Source organism: Thioclava sp. DLFJ4-1 (assembly GCF_002020145.1).
GTDB classification, from domain to species: Bacteria; Pseudomonadota; Alphaproteobacteria; order Rhodobacterales; family Rhodobacteraceae; genus Thioclava; species Thioclava sediminum.
Genome location: NZ_MPZT01000003.1, coordinates 472,759 through 488,199, shown reverse-complemented (window position 1 = coordinate 488,199; position 15,441 = coordinate 472,759). Strand labels below are relative to the sequence as shown.

At 64.1% G+C, this 15,441-nt stretch carries 18 protein-coding genes; 13 read left to right on the top strand and 5 right to left on the bottom strand.

The features are described from left to right. The first annotated feature begins 11 nt into the window (after positions 1-11). From secF to BMI85_RS12110, 7 genes are all read left to right on the top strand, one after another. Entirely contained in the window at positions 12-998 is a 987-nt protein-coding gene (gene secF, locus BMI85_RS12140) for a protein translocase subunit SecF (RefSeq protein ID WP_078520635.1), read from the top strand. Continuing rightward, entirely contained in the window at positions 982-1,362 is a 381-nt protein-coding gene (locus BMI85_RS12135; RefSeq protein ID WP_078601458.1) for an Mth938-like domain-containing protein, read from the top strand. Before secF ends, BMI85_RS12135 begins: the two co-directional genes overlap by 17 nt. Next, a complete protein-coding gene (gene ccmA / locus BMI85_RS12130; RefSeq protein ID WP_078601457.1) occupies positions 1,359-1,991 on the top strand; it encodes a heme ABC exporter ATP-binding protein CcmA in 633 nt (210 codons plus the stop codon). Before BMI85_RS12135 ends, ccmA begins: the two co-directional genes overlap by 4 nt. 163 nt (positions 1,992-2,154) lie before the next feature. Further along, positions 2,155-2,811, top strand: a complete 657-nt coding sequence (ccmB, locus tag BMI85_RS12125) for a heme exporter protein CcmB (RefSeq protein ID WP_078550436.1) — start codon at positions 2,155-2,157, stop codon at positions 2,809-2,811. A gap of 80 nt (positions 2,812-2,891) precedes the next feature. Further along, complete coding sequence (locus tag BMI85_RS12120; RefSeq protein ID WP_078520639.1) at positions 2,892-3,620, top strand: heme ABC transporter permease; 729 nt, start codon at positions 2,892-2,894, stop codon at positions 3,618-3,620. After that, positions 3,617-3,835 carry a heme exporter protein CcmD gene (gene ccmD / locus BMI85_RS12115; RefSeq protein WP_078601456.1) on the top strand — a complete coding sequence of 73 codons (219 nt, stop codon included), beginning with the start codon at positions 3,617-3,619 and terminating at the stop codon, positions 3,833-3,835. Before BMI85_RS12120 ends, ccmD begins: the two co-directional genes overlap by 4 nt. Further along, entirely contained in the window at positions 3,828-4,364 is a 537-nt protein-coding gene (locus tag BMI85_RS12110; RefSeq protein WP_143595064.1) for a DsbE family thiol:disulfide interchange protein, read from the top strand. The genes ccmD and BMI85_RS12110 overlap by 8 nt, the downstream gene beginning before the upstream one ends. Positions 4,365-4,452: 88 nt before the next feature. Here the strand turns inward: BMI85_RS12110 and ssb are convergent, their stop codons facing one another. Beyond that, the gene (ssb, locus tag BMI85_RS12105) at positions 4,453-4,968 is read right to left on the bottom strand and encodes a single-stranded DNA-binding protein (protein WP_078601455.1); all 516 of its coding nucleotides are present in this window, start codon (positions 4,966-4,968) and stop codon (positions 4,453-4,455) included. A gap of 275 nt (positions 4,969-5,243) precedes the next feature. On the opposite strand from ssb, the gene BMI85_RS12100 reads away from it, so the two are divergent. From BMI85_RS12100 to BMI85_RS12085, 4 genes are all read left to right on the top strand, one after another. Next, on the top strand, positions 5,244-5,507 hold the full coding sequence (locus tag BMI85_RS12100; protein WP_158522159.1) for a PepSY domain-containing protein: 264 nt from the start codon (positions 5,244-5,246) through the stop codon (positions 5,505-5,507). Positions 5,508-5,592: 85 nt separating this feature from the next. Beyond that, positions 5,593-6,192: a cytochrome b/b6 domain-containing protein gene (locus BMI85_RS12095; protein ID WP_078601454.1), complete on the top strand. Its 600-nt coding sequence runs from the start codon at positions 5,593-5,595 to the stop codon at positions 6,190-6,192. 6 nt (positions 6,193-6,198) lie between these two features. Further along, a complete protein-coding gene (locus BMI85_RS12090) occupies positions 6,199-6,738 on the top strand; it encodes a helix-turn-helix transcriptional regulator (RefSeq protein WP_078540996.1) in 540 nt (179 codons plus the stop codon). A gap of 116 nt (positions 6,739-6,854) precedes the next feature. Continuing rightward, positions 6,855-7,478: a lytic transglycosylase domain-containing protein gene (locus BMI85_RS12085; protein WP_078601453.1), complete on the top strand. Its 624-nt coding sequence runs from the start codon at positions 6,855-6,857 to the stop codon at positions 7,476-7,478. 99 nt (positions 7,479-7,577) lie between these two features. Here the strand turns inward: BMI85_RS12085 and BMI85_RS12080 are convergent, their stop codons facing one another. Next, positions 7,578-8,135, bottom strand: a complete 558-nt coding sequence (locus BMI85_RS12080; RefSeq protein WP_078520647.1) for a YSC84-related protein — start codon at positions 8,133-8,135, stop codon at positions 7,578-7,580. Positions 8,136-8,276: 141 nt separating this feature from the next. Next, entirely contained in the window at positions 8,277-9,278 is a 1,002-nt protein-coding gene (gene hemB / locus BMI85_RS12075; RefSeq protein WP_078540992.1) for a porphobilinogen synthase, read from the bottom strand. 156 nt (positions 9,279-9,434) lie between these two features. Here hemB and BMI85_RS12070 point away from each other — a divergent pair, with 156 nt between their 5' ends. Continuing rightward, positions 9,435-9,968, top strand: coding sequence for a hypothetical protein (locus tag BMI85_RS12070; RefSeq protein ID WP_078550422.1), 534 nt, complete (start codon positions 9,435-9,437; stop codon positions 9,966-9,968). 49 nt (positions 9,969-10,017) lie between these two features. Beyond that, positions 10,018-13,461, top strand: coding sequence for a transcription-repair coupling factor (mfd, locus tag BMI85_RS12065; RefSeq protein WP_078601452.1), 3,444 nt, complete (start codon positions 10,018-10,020; stop codon positions 13,459-13,461). Here mfd and BMI85_RS12060 read toward each other — a convergent pair. Both BMI85_RS12060 and BMI85_RS12055 read right to left on the bottom strand, forming a co-directional pair. Next, positions 13,433-14,107 carry a class I SAM-dependent methyltransferase gene (locus BMI85_RS12060; RefSeq protein ID WP_078601451.1) on the bottom strand — a complete coding sequence of 225 codons (675 nt, stop codon included), beginning with the start codon at positions 14,105-14,107 and terminating at the stop codon, positions 13,433-13,435. The two genes, mfd and BMI85_RS12060, sit on opposite strands and share 29 nt — an antisense overlap. A 68-nt stretch (positions 14,108-14,175) precedes the next feature. Further along, complete coding sequence (locus BMI85_RS12055) at positions 14,176-15,396, bottom strand: multidrug effflux MFS transporter (RefSeq protein WP_078550415.1); 1,221 nt, start codon at positions 15,394-15,396, stop codon at positions 14,176-14,178. Between the last annotated feature and the right edge of the window lie 45 nt (positions 15,397-15,441).

The window sequence follows — 15,441 nt, the reverse complement described above, 5'->3', positions numbered from 1 at the left end:
GAGATCGAGACATGGCATTCCGTCTGAAACTGGTCCCCGAGAAGACCAACTTCGACTTCTTCAAACATCAGGTCGCGACCTTCGGCTTCTCCGTCTTCATGGTGCTGGCCTCGATCGTGCTGGTGCTCGTGATGGGGCTGAACCTCGGCATCGACTTCCGGGGCGGCACCACGATCCGGACCGAGGCCGATCAGACCGAGCCGGTCGATATCGGCGCTTACCGTTCCGCCATCGCGCCGCTCGATCTGGGCGACGTGCTGATCACGCAGGTCTATGACCCGAACTTCCGCGCCGATCAGAAGGTCGTCACGATCCGCATTCAGGCGCAGGACGGTCAGGAGGCGATCAGCCCCGACACCCAGGCCAAAGTGCTGGAATCGCTCAAATCGGTGAACAAGGACATCAAGATCGTCGCGACCGAGTCGATCGGTCCCAAGGTCTCGGGCGAGCTGATCTGGACCGCGATCTGGTCCGTGCTGGCCGCCGTGGCCGCGATCCTCGTCTATATCTGGCTGCGGTTCGAGTGGCAGTTCTCGGTCGGCGCGGTCGCCGCGCTGATCCATGACGTGACCGTCACCGTGGGCATCTTCGCGCTGTTCCAGATCAAGTTCGACCTGTCGATCATCGCGGCGCTGCTGACGATCCTCGGCTATTCGATCAACGATACCGTCGTCGTCTTCGACCGTCTTCGCGAGAACCTCGTGAAATACAAGAAGATGCCGCTGCGCGACGTTATGAACCTCTCGGTCAACGAGACGCTGTCGCGTACCGTGATGACCTCGGGCACCACGCTGCTGGCGCTGATCTCGCTGCTCGTTCTGGGCGGCGACGTGATCCGCAACTTCGTCTTCGCGATGACCTGGGGCGTGATCGTGGGTACCTATTCCTCGGTCTATGTCGCAAAGAACATCGTCCTGTTCATCGGGCTCGACCGCAACAAGGAGAAGAAGGACCCCTCGGAGAAGTTCTTCGACAAAACGGATGTCGCTACTGACTGAAGCCAATTTCGGGGCCTCGCTGCCGATCGACGGCTACGGGCCGGGTTTCTTCCGCGTGGCCGGAGAGGTCACGCGAGGCTCGATCTGGGTCGCGGGCGAGGAGATGGGCAGCTGGGGCGGTCTGGACGACCGCGCTGCGCTGCGCGCACTCGCAGGCAAGCTCGATGTGCTGTTCATCGGCACGGGCGAAGAGATCGCCCATCTGCCGAAGGACCTCGTGGCCGAGCTCGAGGCCGAGGGCCTGATGTGCGAGGGCATGGCGACGCCTTCGGCGGCCCGCACCTATAACGTGCTGCTATCGGAGGGCCGTCGGGTCGGCTGCGCGCTGATAGCTATGCCGGAAAACCCCGAGACGCCTGAATGAGCATGCTGTCGGTCGAAGGGCTCGCGGTGTCGCGCGGTGGTCTCCCGGTTCTGGAAGACCTGAGCTTTTCGCTCGATGCAGGCCATGCGCTGGTGCTGCGCGGCCCCAACGGGGTCGGCAAGACGACGCTTCTGCGCACCTTGGCCGGGCTGCAACCGGCGCTGGCAGGTACGGTCTCGATGCCGCCCGAGAGCATGGCCTATGCCGCCCATTCCGACGGGCTGAAATCGACGCTGACGGTGCGCGAGAACCTCGGCTTCTGGGCCTCGGTCTACGCGAAGAACGATATCGAACCGGCGCTGGAACGCATGAACCTGCAAAGCCTCGAGACGCGGCCCGCTCATAGCCTGTCGGCCGGGCAGAAGCGCCGCCTTGGCCTTGCGCGGCTTCTCGTGACCGGCCGCCCGATCTGGGTGCTGGACGAGCCGACCGTGTCGCTCGACACCGCCTCCGTCGCGCTTTTCGCCGAGGCCGTGCGCGGCCATCTGGCGAGCGGCGGGGCCGCGCTGATCGCGACCCATATCGATCTCGGGCTAAACGAGGCCAAGGTTCTCGACCTGACGCCCTTCAAGGCCAAGACGCCGGAAGAGGGCGGGATGCAGGGCGCTTTCGACGAGGCCTTCCTATGATCGCGCGGCGCGCTATCGGCGCGGTCGGGAGCCTCCGGCGGGGATATTTGGACCAAGCCGAAAGCAGCTACGCGCTGTTTCGGATTGGCAGAAATATCCCGGGGGATGAGCGGCGCAGCCGCGAAGGGGGCAGCGCCCCCTTGGCGTCAGAAGGAGGCCGGGCATGATCGCACTTCTCATGCGAGACCTGCGCCTCGCCGTGCGCGCCGGCGGTGGCTTCGGCCTCGGGCTGGCCTTCTTCCTGATCGTGGTGACGCTGGTCCCGTTCGGCGTCGGTCCCGAGGGGAAAATCCTCGCGCGGATCGCGCCGGGCATCCTGTGGGTCGGCGCGCTTCTGGCCTGCCTGCTCTCGCTCGACCGGATTTTCGCGCTCGATTACGAGGATGGCTCGCTCGATCTGCTGGTCACCGCGCCGGTGCCGCTCGAAGGGGTCGTGTCGATCAAGGCGCTCGCGCATTGGATCACCACGGGGCTGCCGCTCGTGGTCGCAGCGCCCGTGTTCGGGATCTTGCTGCATCTGCCGCAGGGCGCGCATGTCTGGATGGTGATCTCGCTTCTTCTGGGCACGCCTGCGCTCTCGGTTCTGGGCACATTCGGGGCCGCGCTGACGGTCGGGCTGAAGCGCGGCGGTCTTTTGTTGTCGCTGCTGGTCTTGCCATTCTATGTGCCGACCCTCATCTTCGGGGCGGAGCTCGTGCGCCGTGGCGCCGAGGGGATGAACACTGAGACACCGCTTCTGATGCTGGCCGGGATCACGGCGGCGACGGTCGCGCTGGTGCCCTTCGCCTCGGCCGCCGCGATCCGCGTCAATCTGCGCTAGCGCAACCCATGCGCGCGCCGTGATAGGAAGAGCCGTGATACACAGAGCCAACCTGGCCAGAAGGTGAGCAGAACAACAAGATGTCGATCTGGGAATACGCCAACCCCGTCAAATTCATGAAGACCACGGACAAGATCCTGCCCTGGACGGTGGGAATTGCCGCGATCACGCTGATCGTCGGCCTGGTCTGGGGCTATTTCTTCGTCCCGGCTGCCGAGAATTTCGGCGGCTCGGTGAAGGTGATCTATGTCCATGTCCCCGCCGCGATGATGGCGATTAACATCTGGGTGATGATGGTCGTGACCTCGCTGATCTGGCTGATCCGTCGCCACCATGTCTCGGCGCTGGCCGCGAAGGCTGCAGCGCCCATCGGCGCGGTGATGACGCTGATCGCGCTGATCACCGGCGCGGTCTGGGGCCAGCCGATGTGGGGCACCTGGTGGGAATGGGACCCGCGCCTGACCTCGTTCCTGATCCTGTTCCTGTTCTACCTCGGCTATATCGCGCTCTGGGCTGCGGTCGAGAACCCCGATACCGCCGCCGATCTGACCGGCGTGCTCAGCCTCGTCGGCGGGGTGTTCGCGGTGCTCTCGCGCTATGCGGCGAATTTTTGGAACCAGGGGCTGCATCAGGGCGCGACGCTCTCGATGGATTCCGAACAGCACATCGCCGATGTCTACTGGTTCCCGCTGCTTCTGTGCATGGCCGGGTTCATATTCTTCTTCCTCGCGCTGGTGCTGATCCGCACCCGCACCGAGGTCCGCGCGCGCCGTCTGGGCGCCATCCAGCAACGTGAGCGCATGGCATGAGTGATACGACCGAGCAAGGCGGCACCGTCACCGAGGGCGGCGTCGTCCTCGTGGACCCGTCCACCAAATCCTACACCGAAACCGTCAACATCGCCTGGGCCTCGACGGTCGTGCTTCTGGTGCTGATCGTCGTCGTCTCGCTGATGCGTGGCGCGAAGGTGAAACGTCAACTGGCCGAGGCCGAGGCCCGCCGGAAAGGGGGCGCACATGGTTAAGCCGCTGATGCTGTTGCCGCCGCTGATCTTCGCGGGGCTTGCGGGCGTGTTCATCTGGGGGATGACGCGCGAGGACCCGACGCAGCTGCCGACCGCTTTCGCAGGCAAGCCCGCGCCGCCGGTACAGCTTGAACCGCTGGGCGATTTCCAACCCTTCACCGATGCCGACCTGAAGGACGGTAAGGTCAAGCTGGTGAATTTCTGGGCCTCGTGGTGCGCGCCGTGCCGGGTCGAGCATCCCAATCTCGAAGCGCTCGCCGAAGAGGGGATCCCGATCTACGGGGTCAATTACAAGGACAAGCCCGTCAAAGCGCAGGGCTTCCTGAGCGAGATGGGCAACCCGTTTGCCGAGCTCGGCGCCGATCCGAACGGCAAGATGGCGTTGAACTGGGGCGTCTACGGCGTGCCAGAGACCTTCGTGATCGATGGCACGGGGAAAGTCCTCTACCGCTTCGCCGGTCCGCTGACCGAGCGCGTGATCGCCTCGGATCTGCGACCGCTCCTGAACGGCGAAACGGCCGCGAAGTAAAGGGCAGGGCGCGAGCGCGTCACTAGCCCCGATCCAGATCGCACCAAAAGCAAAGGCCCCCGAACCGGGGGCCTTTCTTGTTTCGAACTCAGAACGGGATCTCGTCGTCGAAATCCGAGCGGCCACCGCCGCCGCCACCGGAGCCGCCCGAGGACGGGCCGCCATAGCCGCCGCCATCATCGTAGCCGCCGCCACCCGAGGACGGGCCGCCGTAGCCACCGCCACCGCCGCCTTGACCGCCGCCCGAGCCGCCAGGCCCGTCGAGCATGGTCAGTTCGCTGCGATAGGGGCGCAGCACGACCTCGGTCGAGTAGCGGTCCTGACCGTTCTGGTCCTGCCATTTGCGGGTTTCGAGCTGGCCCTCGATATAGACCTTCGAGCCCTTGCGCAGATATTGCTCCGCGACTTTCGCCAACGGCTCCGAGAAGATCGCGACCGAATGCCATTCGGTGCGCTCCTTGCGCTCGCCGGTATTGCGGTCGCGCCACGTCTCGGAGGTGGCGATGCGCAGGTTGCACACCTTGCCGCCGTTCGAGAAGGTCCGCACCTCCGGGTCTCGGCCCAGATTGCCGATCAGAATGACCTTGTTGACGCTGCCTGCCATATTGCCTCCGCCTCGCGATTCTAGAATTGGTCCCAAAGGGTATAGAGCAGAGCCCCGCTGGAGCCTAGGGGCGAAGCTTCGCTCAACCGTGACGGAAAGCGGCGAAATCCCGCGTGCATCTTTGGTTTGAGAGCGATTTCGGCCCCGGATTTCCAACCTTGTGCCGATAGATGGCGCCGTGGGTTTGCCACAGGTCTGGACGAGCCGGACGGCACACGGGGACGAACCCCACCCGATCCGGTCGAGCAACCCTACATCCCATGAGGAGATACCCCATGAAATACCTGATGCTGATCGCCGCGAGCGCCACGATTGCCGCTGCCTCCACTCTCCCCGCTCTCGCAGAAGGTGGCGAAGGTGCCGTAGCCCCGGCGAAAGAGCAGAAGCTTTCCGCCGAGCTGAAAAATCAGGGCTACGACGTGCGCCGGATGGAAATGGAAGACGGCTATATCGAAGTCTACGCGATGAAGGACGGCAAGCGCGCCCAACTCTACTTCGATTCCAACCTCAAGCAGGTGAAGCGCTCGGGCGACAACTAATCGTCAGCGCCTTTTCGACGGGCCGGTATGATCCGGCCCGTCTTCCTCACGCCAGTCTTTCCAGAAGCAGCAGGAGGGCCCGATCATGGCCATCGAAGACGCGAGCTTTACCGATCTTCCGTCGCAGGAGACGACTCACGCAGAACCGCCGCCCGTCGGTGCGCATAGCGTATGGGACCCGTTCATCCGGGTGTTCCACTGGTCCATTGCGGGCCTCTTCACCGCCAATGCGTTCTTCACCTCGCCGAAGCACGATCTGCACCACTGGATCGGCTACACGGTCGCGGGGCTCGTGACCGCGCGCATCCTCTGGGGTCTGTTCGGCACCCGCCACGCGCGCTTCAAGGATTTCCCGCCATCGCCCACGGGCGCACTTACGCAGCTTCGCGATATGGCGACGGGACGGCGGCACGCGCATCTGGGCCACTCGCCGCTCGGCGCGCTGATGATTTACAACCTTTTGATCACGCTTCTCGTCATCGCGGGATCGGGCTGGTTGATGACCACTGACGCCTATTGGGGCGTGAAATGGCCTCAGGAAGTGCATGAACTCGCCGTCAACTGGGCCGAAGTCTCGATCGCCGCCCATATCGCTGCCGTCGTCTTCGAGAGCCGCCGGTTGCGCGTGAACCTTGCGCGCGCGATGATCACCGGTAAGAAGGTGTTCCGCGGCAACAGAGGGTAAGCGCCGATGGCGGTTTCGCGAGAGCGAGTCTCAATCTGGACGAAAGAGGGCGCACTGGTCGCCCTCATCATATTCCAAGCCGCCTGCACATCGCTCTTCGTGGCCGACGTGTTCGACGACTTCCGCGAGGCCGGGCGTCTCTCCCTGCATCTCAACATGGAGCTTTTCGCCAATCTCGGCCTGATCGCAGGGATCGTCGTCGAGGCTGCCGTGCTTTGGGCGCTCTTGCGCCGTCAGGCACATGCCGACCGCACGATCGGGGCTGCACAAGGCGCAATGGCCGAGATGATGAGCGCGCAGTTCGATCAATGGGGGCTGACCCCCGCAGAGGCCGATGTCGCAGCCTTTACCATCAAGGGCTTCTCGGTCTCGGAGACCGCCTCTTTCCGCGGCTCGAGCGAGGCCACGGTGAAATCCCACCTCAATTCCGTCTATCGCAAGGCGGGCGTGTCGGGCCGCTCTCAGCTCGTTTCGATCTTCGTGGAGGAGCTGTTTCACGGCCCCATCAAGGCCGATGCGAAAAAGCAACAGGCGCACGCAATCTGACGCAACGGCAGCTTATCGGCGGGAGGTTGCCGAGGCGATTGGCGTTTTGCTTTAACTTTTCGCTGATTTCTCTATAGTTTGCCCCAGAATACGTGGACAGTGAGTGGTGGGGGCCGATGCGTAGAACGATCGGAATTCTCGGGCTGGCGGCGATTGCCGCGACAGCGGTGATGGCGGGCCCAATGAGCGCCCAGGCAGAGGGGCTGCGGCTTCAGGGGAGTTCTTCGAAATCCCGCGCGATGCTGTTCCGAAACCAGACCAACATTCTCGATACCCGCGCCGCGCAGCAATATGAACATTCCTCGCGGCTGACGCCCAAGGGTAAGTTGACCCAGACCGCCAGTGTCGAGAACGTGCCGCGCTACAACGGCAAGTATCGCGGCCAATACATGAATACCGCGAAATCGGTGGCCTCGCGCCATGGCATCCCGACCGATCTGTTCCTCCGTCTCGTGCAGCAGGAGAGCGGTTGGAACCCGCAGGCGCGCTCGCACAAGGGCGCGATGGGGCTGGCGCAGCTGATGCCCGCCACTGCGCGCAAACTGGGCGTGAACCCCCGCGATCCGGCGCAGAACCTCGAAGGCGGCGCGCGCTACCTGAAGATGATGTATAATCGGTTCGGAAGCTGGCGGCTGGCGCTTGCCGCCTACAATGCAGGACCGGAGGCGGTCGCGAAACATAACGGCATTCCGCCCTATCGCGAGACCCGGAATTATGTGCGGATCATCCTCGGCGGTTGATCCTTAACTATGCCAGAAAGCAAAAAAGCCCCGCAAGATCAGCGATCTGCGGGGCTTTCTTTATGTCTTGTCTGAAGAGAACCGCTGAAGCGGCTGATCTTACGGAATGATCCGGGTGTATTTCGTGCCTGCGAGCGTCGCGCCCGCCATCAGACCGGCCTGGCCGAAGACCAGCGCGATGATCGGCGCGGTCGAGGTCAGGGTGGAGGCCGAAATCGCGCCGCCCTGATCCGGCACCGCATAGCGCGCATCGGCGCCGAGCTGCCAGCCATCGCCGCGACGGAAGCCGGCAAGCGCCTCGGGCGTCATGAAGAACAGGGCATGGGCATATTGCTGCGCGCCGATCTGCAGACCGAAGCTCGCCGCCGCTGCCGAGTAGTAATCCACGGTCACGTTGTTGATCCGCAGCGCGCCGCGCCCGAATGCGCCACCAATGCCGAAGCCCGCTTCGGTCATCAAAGGCATCCAGAGCACGCCCACCGATTTATTCTCGAGATCGCGGGTGCCGGGATATTTCGTCAGGAGGTAGTTCCGGGTCGCATCGACCCGCGCGTCCAGCTTGGCGCTGCCCGCACTGCCCACGCCGTTGCCGCAGGCTGCAAGGCCGAGCCCCGCACCGCCCATCGCCAGAAGGGTCCGTCTGGAAAGTTTCGTCATGTCTGTCGCTCCGCTCGATATGCCCGATCTCGCGCCGGGCTGATTGGTCTTATTACGACCGCTTGGCACAATTAATAGACGAGGGAACCCGCTTTGTCACTTCTTCTTGAGCCAATTCACGCTGAAGTGGCAAGACCCTGCTTAGCCGTTACCGAGCAGTTTCGCAGCCTCCGGCGCGAAATAGGTGAGCACGCCATCGCAGCCCGCGCGGCGGAAGCTCATCAGGCTTTCGAGCATGACCTTTTCATGGTCGAGCCAGCCGTTCTTCACCGCCGCCATGATCATCGCGTATTCACCCGACACCTGATAGGCATAGGTCGGCACGCCGAACTGCTCTTTCACGCGGTGGCAGATGTCGAGATAGGGCATCCCCGGCTTCACCATGACCATATCCGCGCCCTCGGAGAGATCGCGCGCGACCAGCCGGATCGCCTCGTCGGAATTGCCGGGGTTCATCTGATAGGTCTTCTTGTCGCCCTTGAGCGCACCCGTCGCGCCCACCGCATCGCGGAACGGCCCGTAGAAGCCGGAGGCATATTTCGCGGCGTAGCTGAGGATCGTCACATCGGCATGGCCCGCGGCCTCGAGCGCCGAGCGCAGCGCCGTGATCCGCCCGTCCATCATGTCCGAGGGCCCGAGGATATCCGCCCCGGCCTCGGCCTGTGCGATCCCCATTTTGACAAGACATTCAACAGTTTCGTCGTTGAGGATGATCCCGTCGCGCACCAGCCCGTCATGGCCGTTCGCATTGTAGGGATCGAGCGCGATATCGGTCATGATCGCGATCTCGGGCACCTCGGCCTTGATCGCGCGGATCACTCGGTTGGTGATGTTCTCGGGGTTCCAGGCCTCTTCGCAGGCCTCGGTCTTCACCGCCGGATCGGTATAAGGAAAAAGGCAGATCGCCGGAATTCCGAGCTTTGCGGCCTCTTCAGCGGCGCGCACCGCGCCCTCCAGCGTACGACGCACGACGCCCGGCATCGAGGGCACCTCGACATCCGCGCCCGGCACGTCGGTGATGAAGATCGGCCAGATCATGTCCTTCACGCTCAACCGGTGTTCCTGCGCGAGATCACGAAGCGCGGCAGTGCGGCGCATCCGGCGCAGGCGGGTATGGGGGAAGGGCGGAAGGATCGGGTTCATCGGCAGGCTCCTCTGGCTCGGCCAAATGGGTGCCATGGATCGATGTAACAGGCAAGCGCGGCAGATCCGCGCGGGGTTCCGCTCGGGCCGAGGCTGGTCTATGCATCGACTTGAGGGGCCGCGACACGACGACCCGGAAGAACGAGGGCGAGGGGCTTGGAAGTTTTCGACACGATCGCGCGGCTGATCGACCTGCGCAGCTTTTCCAACCTGTGGTATTGGATCGCGCTGGCCGCGGTCTGGTCCTCGGCCTCACATTGGGTGCTGGGCGTGCCGTGGGACATGGTGATCCGCGCGCGCCGCAAGGGCGGAGAGGCGGCCGAAGATCTCGCCGCGATGACGGCGCTGAACGCGCGCAGGCTGAACCGGATCCGGCGCGATGCGGGATTCTCGATGTCGATCTCCATCCCGTTCATGCTGAGCTTCCTGTTGATCACCGGTTTCATCTATGGCTCGGAGACCGCGCAGGCTTTCGCGCTGCTGCTGGTGCCGATGATGGGGGTGTTCGGCCTGAGCCTGCGTCTGGCGCATAAACTCGACGCGGACCCAGCGCTCGCGCATGATCCGACGCTTGCAATCAAGGCGCTCTCGCGCCACCGGGTGAACGTGCAGGCGATCGGCGTGGTGGCGATCATCGTGAGCGCGCTTTGGGGAATGTATCAGAACCTTCTCGCTTCGATGCTGGTTTGACGCGCGAAGCAACTTGACACCGGCGGCAGGGCCGATACCTCGCTTGGCTATGGAGCATTTTCTTCTCTCGGGCGCCCCGGAAGGGTTCGACGCCGCCTTGCTGGCCAAAGAGCTCGCGAAGGGCAAATCGGTCATCCATGTCGCGCGCGACGATCGCCGTCTGGCGGCCATGCGCGGGGCACTTGCGTTCTTTGCGCCCGAGGCGACGGTGCTGGACTTCCCGGCTTGGGATTGTCTGCCCTATGACCGGGTCTCGCCCAATGCCGATATCTCGGCCACGCGCATGGCGACGCTCGCCGCGCTGGCCTCGGGGATGCCCGGGCCGTTCGTTCTGCTGACGACGCTCTCGGCAGCTATGCAGCGCGTGCCCGCGCGCGAGGTGCTGGCGGGTGCGAGCTTCACCGCGCAGGTCGGCAAGCGGATCGACGAGCAGGCGTTGCGCGAATTCCTCGTGCGGATGGGCTTCTCGCAGGCCTCGACCGTGTCCGAGCCCGGCGATTACGCGATCCGCGGCGGCATCATCGACATCTTCCCGCCCGGCGAGGGCGGGCCGGTGCGGCTCGACCTGTTCGGCGATGTGCTCGACGACGCGCGCGGCTTCGACCCGGTGACCCAGCGCACGACCGAGAAGCTGAAAGGCGTGGAGCTGGCTCCGGTCTCAGAGGTCATCCTCGACGAGGCGGCAATCACGCGCTTCCGGCAGAATTACCGGATCGAATTCGGCTCGGGCGGCGCGGAAGACCCGCTGTACGAGGCCGTCTCGGCAGGGCGCAAACAGGCGGGGATGGAGCATTGGCTGGGCTTCTTCCATGAAAAGCTCGAGACCATCTTCGACTATCTGCCCGACGCGTCGGTGATGCTCGACGATCAGATCGCCGCGCAGCAGGAAAGCCGCTGGGAAGGCATCGCGGATCAGTACGACACGCGGCGCGAGGCGATGACCCGGCGCGACCGGCTGGATTCGGTCTACAAACCCGCGCCGCCGCAGCTTTTGTATTTGAACCCAGAGGGTTGGGAAGCGGTGTTGAAACCGCTTCGCGTGCTGCGCCTGCAGGTGATCCCGGCACCGCCCGGACCCGGCATCCTGAATGCGGGCGGGCGCGTGGGGCGCAATTTCGCGCCCGAGCGCAAGGTCGAAAACGTCAGCCTGTTCAGCGCCTTGAAGGATCATGTTCAAGCGCGTCTGGCCGATGGGCCCGTAGTGATCGCTTCGTGGTCCGAGGGCGCGCGCGAACGTCTGCGCGGGTTGATGGAGGACGAGGGGCTCATCGGCGCCAAGCTGATCGGCTCTGCGCGCGAAATCGGACCGGGGGTGAACCTCACGGTCTGGCCGCTCGACGAGGGGTTCGAGGCCCCGCGCGACGGTGGCGAGATGACCGTGATCTCCGAGCAGGACGTGTTGGGCGAACGGCTCGTCTCGAAGCCGCGGCGCAAGCGCAAGGCCGAGAATTTCCTGACCGAACACACCACGCTGTCGCCCGGCGATCTGGTCGTCCATGTCGATCACGGGGTGGGCCGCTACAAGGGTCTGGAGACGGTCACGGCGCTTGGCGCACCGCATGAATGCGTGCTCTTGGAATATGCGGGCGGGGATCGCCTCTATCTGCCGGTCGAGAATATCGAACTGCTCAGCCGTTATGGCCATGAGGAAGGCTTGCTCGACAAGCTCGGCGGGGGCGCGTGGCAGGCCAAGAAGGCCAAGCTGAAAGAGCGCATCCGCCAGATCGCCGACAAGTTGATGCGGATCGCGGCCGAGCGCCACCTGCGCAACGCGCCCATTCTGGAAGCGCCGCATCACGAGTGGGAAAGCTTCGCCGCGCGCTTCCCCTATACCGAGACCGACGATCAGATGAGCGCGATCGAGGATGTCGTGGACGATCTGAAATCGGGCACGCCGATGGATCGTCTGGTCGTGGGCGATGTAGGTTTCGGCAAGACCGAGGTCGCGATGCGCGCGGCCTTCGTCGCCGCGCAATCGGGCATGCAGGTCGCGGTGATCGCACCGACGACGCTGCTTGCGCGCCAGCATTACAAGACCTTCGCCGAACGCTTCCGGGGCACCGCGCTGAACGTAAAGCCGCTGTCGCGTTTCGTCTCCGCCAAGGAAGCCACCAAAACCCGCGAAGGCCTGCGCGATGGCACGGTCGATATCGTGATCGGCACCCATGCGGTTCTGGCGAAATCGGTGAAATTCGCCAATCTCGGTCTGCTGGTCATCGACGAGGAGCAGCATTTCGGCGTGCAGCACAAAGAGCGCCTGAAAGAGATGCGCTCGGAGATCCATGTGCTCACGCTGACCGCGACGCCGATCCCGCGCACGTTGCAGCTCTCGCTGACCGGCGTGCGCGATCTGTCGATCATCGGCACGCCGCCCGTCGACCGTCTCGCGATCCGCACCTATGTGAGCGAATTCGACACTGTCACGGTGCGCGAGGCGCTGCTTCGCGAGCATTACCGGGGCGGGCAGAGCTTCTATGTTGTGCCGCGGATTTCCGATCTTCCCGAAATCGAGGAATTTCTGCAAACCCACGTGCCCGAGGTGAAATATCTCGTGGCGCATGGGCAGATGGCGGCGGGCGAGTTGGACGACCGGATGAACGCGTTTTACGATGGTAAATACGACGTTCTGCTGGCGACCACGATTGTCGAAAGCGGCCTCGACATTCCGACCGCGAACACAATGGTGATCCACCGCGCCGATATGTTCGGCCTGAGCCAGCTTTACCAGATCCGGGGCCGGGTGGGCCGCGCCAAGACTCGCGCCTATTGCTACCTGACGACGAAGCCGCGGATGCCGCTGACGCCGCAGGCCTCGAAGCGGCTGCGTCTGCTGGGCTCGCTCGACAGCCTTGGGGCGGGGTTCAACCTCGCCAGTCAGGATCTGGACCTGCGCGGCGCGGGCAACCTTCTGGGCGAGGAACAGTCCGGCCATATCCGCGAGGTGGGCTACGAGCTGTATCAGTCGATGCTGGAAGAGACGATCTCGAAGCTGAAATCGGGCGAGCTGACCGAGACGGCGGATGGCGACTGGTCGCCGCAGATCAATCTCGGCGTGCCCGTGATGATCCCCGACAGCTACATCCCCGATCTCGACGTGCGCCTCGGCCTCTATCGTCGCCTGTCAAGCCTGACCACCAAGGTCGAGTTGGAAGGCTTCGCCGCCGAGCTGATCGACCGCTTCGGCGAACTGCCGAAAGAGGTCAACACGCTGCTGCTGGTCGTGCGGATCAAGGCGATGTGCAAACGCGCGATGATCGCCAAGCTCGATGTCGGTCCGAAAGGGGCCACGGTCCAGTTCCACAACGACAAATTCCCGAACCCGCAGGGTCTCGTAGAATTCCTGACCGCGCAGCGCGATCTGGCCAAGGTGAAGGACAACAAGCTGGTCATTCGCCGCGACTGGAAGAACGACAAGGACAAGATCAAGGGCGCCTTCGCGATTGCCCGCGATCTCGCCGAGAAGGTTATCGAGGCGAAGAAGGCGAAGGCCTGAAGGGCTCTGCGCGGAACATCACCTGTCCGCGCGGCAGCATCCGGACGTCGCGGGTGAGGTTCCAGCCAGACGCGTCCGCCATCGCGTAAAGCGCGGTATCCGAGAGGTGATAGGGCGCGCGGGCGGCATGGGTGACGACGCCGTCCTTTTGGCGGTGGCTCGGCTCTTCGTCGGGCGCGAGGAACACTGTCAGCAGCACGCATTCCAGCTGAGGAAAGCGCCGCAACCCATTGAGACAGCGTGCAATTGCGTCGCTCTCCAGATGCGGAAATACACCGAACGCGATGGCATGGGTGATCGTGTCGGACACCCCATCAAAACCGAAATCCGCATCCTCGACCAGCTGCACAGGATCGAGCCGCTCGCGGGCGTCAAGCTCCGCCGCATAGCCCGCCAGCATCAGCGCGCGCGAGGCATCCGTGCCCCAGTAATGGCCCGGCTCCAGATAGGGCACCGCCTTGCAGCCAAGCCGCAACGCGCCCGCGCCGATATCGAGAAGCACGTGATCGGGCCGCAACCCGTGATCCATGAGCGCCGCCATCTGCGCGCGGCCCGTCTCGTCCCAGCGCCCGCCCACGATATCGCGGTGGCGACCCTTGGCGAGCGCCTCATCGTAGAACCCGGGACGGGCATAGGGCAAGGACATCGGGAGCGACTCGGGATCGGGGAAAGATGCGCGGGTATGCGCCCTTTGCCCCCGTGCGTAAAGCCCCGTCAGTCGGTCTCCTGCGTCTTGCGGATCAGCCACCAGGCGAGGCTCGAACAGATCAGCGTCGCGATCACCATCGGCAGTGCCGTGCCGTTGAAGGACAGACCCACGGGGGCTGCGATCACCACCGCGCCGACCGTCGAGATCGCGGCCACGATCGAGGCCGCCATGCCGGCGATATGGCCCATATGCTCCAGCGCCAGCGCGTTCAGGTTCCCGAAGGTCAGGCCCGCCATCGCGAAGACCGAGACCGAATAGACGAAGATGAACGGGAAGCCGCTTGCGCCATCGGTCAGCCCGCTAAGCACCAGCACCAGCATCACCGCCGAGATCGCCACCTGAGAGATATAGGTCCCCTTGACGATCTTGCGCATTCCCAGCCGCATCACGTAGCGCGCGTTGAAGATCGTGGCCGTGCCCGCCATCAGCGCGCCGATGGCGAACCACATCGGGAAAGTGTCGGTCACGCCATGCGCCGCGTAAAGCTGTTGCGCGGTCGACAGCAGCGCGAACATCTGCCCGAAACCCAGCGTCATCGTCACGATATAGAGCCGCACATCGGAATGGGTGATCACTTCCAGCGCCGCAGCGCGCAGCTTCGACACGTTCAACGGGCGGCGATCCTCGGGAGCGAGCGTTTCCGGTTGCCGGATCATCAGCCAGCTCACGCCGACGCAGCCAAAGACCATGAAAGCCCAGAACACGCCGCGCCAGCCCGCAAACGCGATCACGAGCTGGCCGATCGACGGCGCCACGGCGGGCACGAGGATGAAGATCATCATGATGAAGGAGGTGATCTTCGCCATCTCGCGCCCGGCGAACAGATCGCGCACCAGCGCCATCACGGTGATCCGCGGCCCCGAGGCGCCGATCCCTTGCAGCACCCGCGCGGCCAGCAGCGCCTCGAGGCTTTGTGCATGAGCGGCGACGAACGCCCCGACCATGTAGATCGCGATGCCGCCCGCGATGGTCTTGCGCCGCCCCAGCGCATCCGAGATCGGCCCCGCGAACAGCGTGCCGACGCCCATGCCAAGCACGAAAGAGGTCAGCACCAGCTGCGCACGGTTGACCGCATCGGGGCTCAGCTCCTCCGCGATTTGCGGTAGGGCTGGCAACATCCCGTCGATCGAGAAGGCGACCGTCGCGATCAGCGAGGCGAGCATGACCGTCAGTTCGGGCAGCGAAAGAGGCGTGCGCGCCCGGGGCGCGTCAGAGATCTGAGACATTCTGGGGGACTTTCCGAAAGACGGAGGAATTCAGTGCGCAAAATA

What these genes read in the sequence shown, in the direction of transcription:
- ccmD (WP_078601456.1), top strand. Translation starts at nt 3,617, where the DNA reads ATGAGTGATACGACCGAGCAAGGCGGCACCGTCACCGAGGGCGGCGTC.
- BMI85_RS12100 (WP_158522159.1), top strand. Translation starts at nt 5,244, where the DNA reads ATGAAATACCTGATGCTGATCGCCGCGAGCGCCACGATTGCCGCTGCC.
- BMI85_RS12085 (WP_078601453.1), top strand. Translation starts at nt 6,855, where the DNA reads ATGCGTAGAACGATCGGAATTCTCGGGCTGGCGGCGATTGCCGCGACA.
- secF (WP_078520635.1), top strand. Translation starts at nt 12, where the DNA reads ATGGCATTCCGTCTGAAACTGGTCCCCGAGAAGACCAACTTCGACTTC.
- ccmA (WP_078601457.1), top strand. Translation starts at nt 1,359, where the DNA reads ATGAGCATGCTGTCGGTCGAAGGGCTCGCGGTGTCGCGCGGTGGTCTC.
- BMI85_RS12060 (WP_078601451.1), bottom strand. Translation starts at nt 14,107, where the DNA reads ATGTCCTTGCCCTATGCCCGTCCCGGGTTCTACGATGAGGCGCTCGCC.
- BMI85_RS12095 (WP_078601454.1), top strand. Translation starts at nt 5,593, where the DNA reads ATGGCCATCGAAGACGCGAGCTTTACCGATCTTCCGTCGCAGGAGACG.
- BMI85_RS12090 (WP_078540996.1), top strand. Translation starts at nt 6,199, where the DNA reads ATGGCGGTTTCGCGAGAGCGAGTCTCAATCTGGACGAAAGAGGGCGCA.
- BMI85_RS12135 (WP_078601458.1), top strand. Translation starts at nt 982, where the DNA reads ATGTCGCTACTGACTGAAGCCAATTTCGGGGCCTCGCTGCCGATCGAC.
- hemB (WP_078540992.1), bottom strand. Translation starts at nt 9,278, where the DNA reads ATGAACCCGATCCTTCCGCCCTTCCCCCATACCCGCCTGCGCCGGATG.
- BMI85_RS12080 (WP_078520647.1), bottom strand. Translation starts at nt 8,135, where the DNA reads ATGACGAAACTTTCCAGACGGACCCTTCTGGCGATGGGCGGTGCGGGG.
- BMI85_RS12120 (WP_078520639.1), top strand. Translation starts at nt 2,892, where the DNA reads ATGTCGATCTGGGAATACGCCAACCCCGTCAAATTCATGAAGACCACG.
- BMI85_RS12110 (WP_143595064.1), top strand. Translation starts at nt 3,828, where the DNA reads ATGGTTAAGCCGCTGATGCTGTTGCCGCCGCTGATCTTCGCGGGGCTT.
- BMI85_RS12055 (WP_078550415.1), bottom strand. Translation starts at nt 15,396, where the DNA reads ATGTCTCAGATCTCTGACGCGCCCCGGGCGCGCACGCCTCTTTCGCTG.
- ssb (WP_078601455.1), bottom strand. Translation starts at nt 4,968, where the DNA reads ATGGCAGGCAGCGTCAACAAGGTCATTCTGATCGGCAATCTGGGCCGA.
- mfd (WP_078601452.1), top strand. Translation starts at nt 10,018, where the DNA reads ATGGAGCATTTTCTTCTCTCGGGCGCCCCGGAAGGGTTCGACGCCGCC.
- ccmB (WP_078550436.1), top strand. Translation starts at nt 2,155, where the DNA reads ATGATCGCACTTCTCATGCGAGACCTGCGCCTCGCCGTGCGCGCCGGC.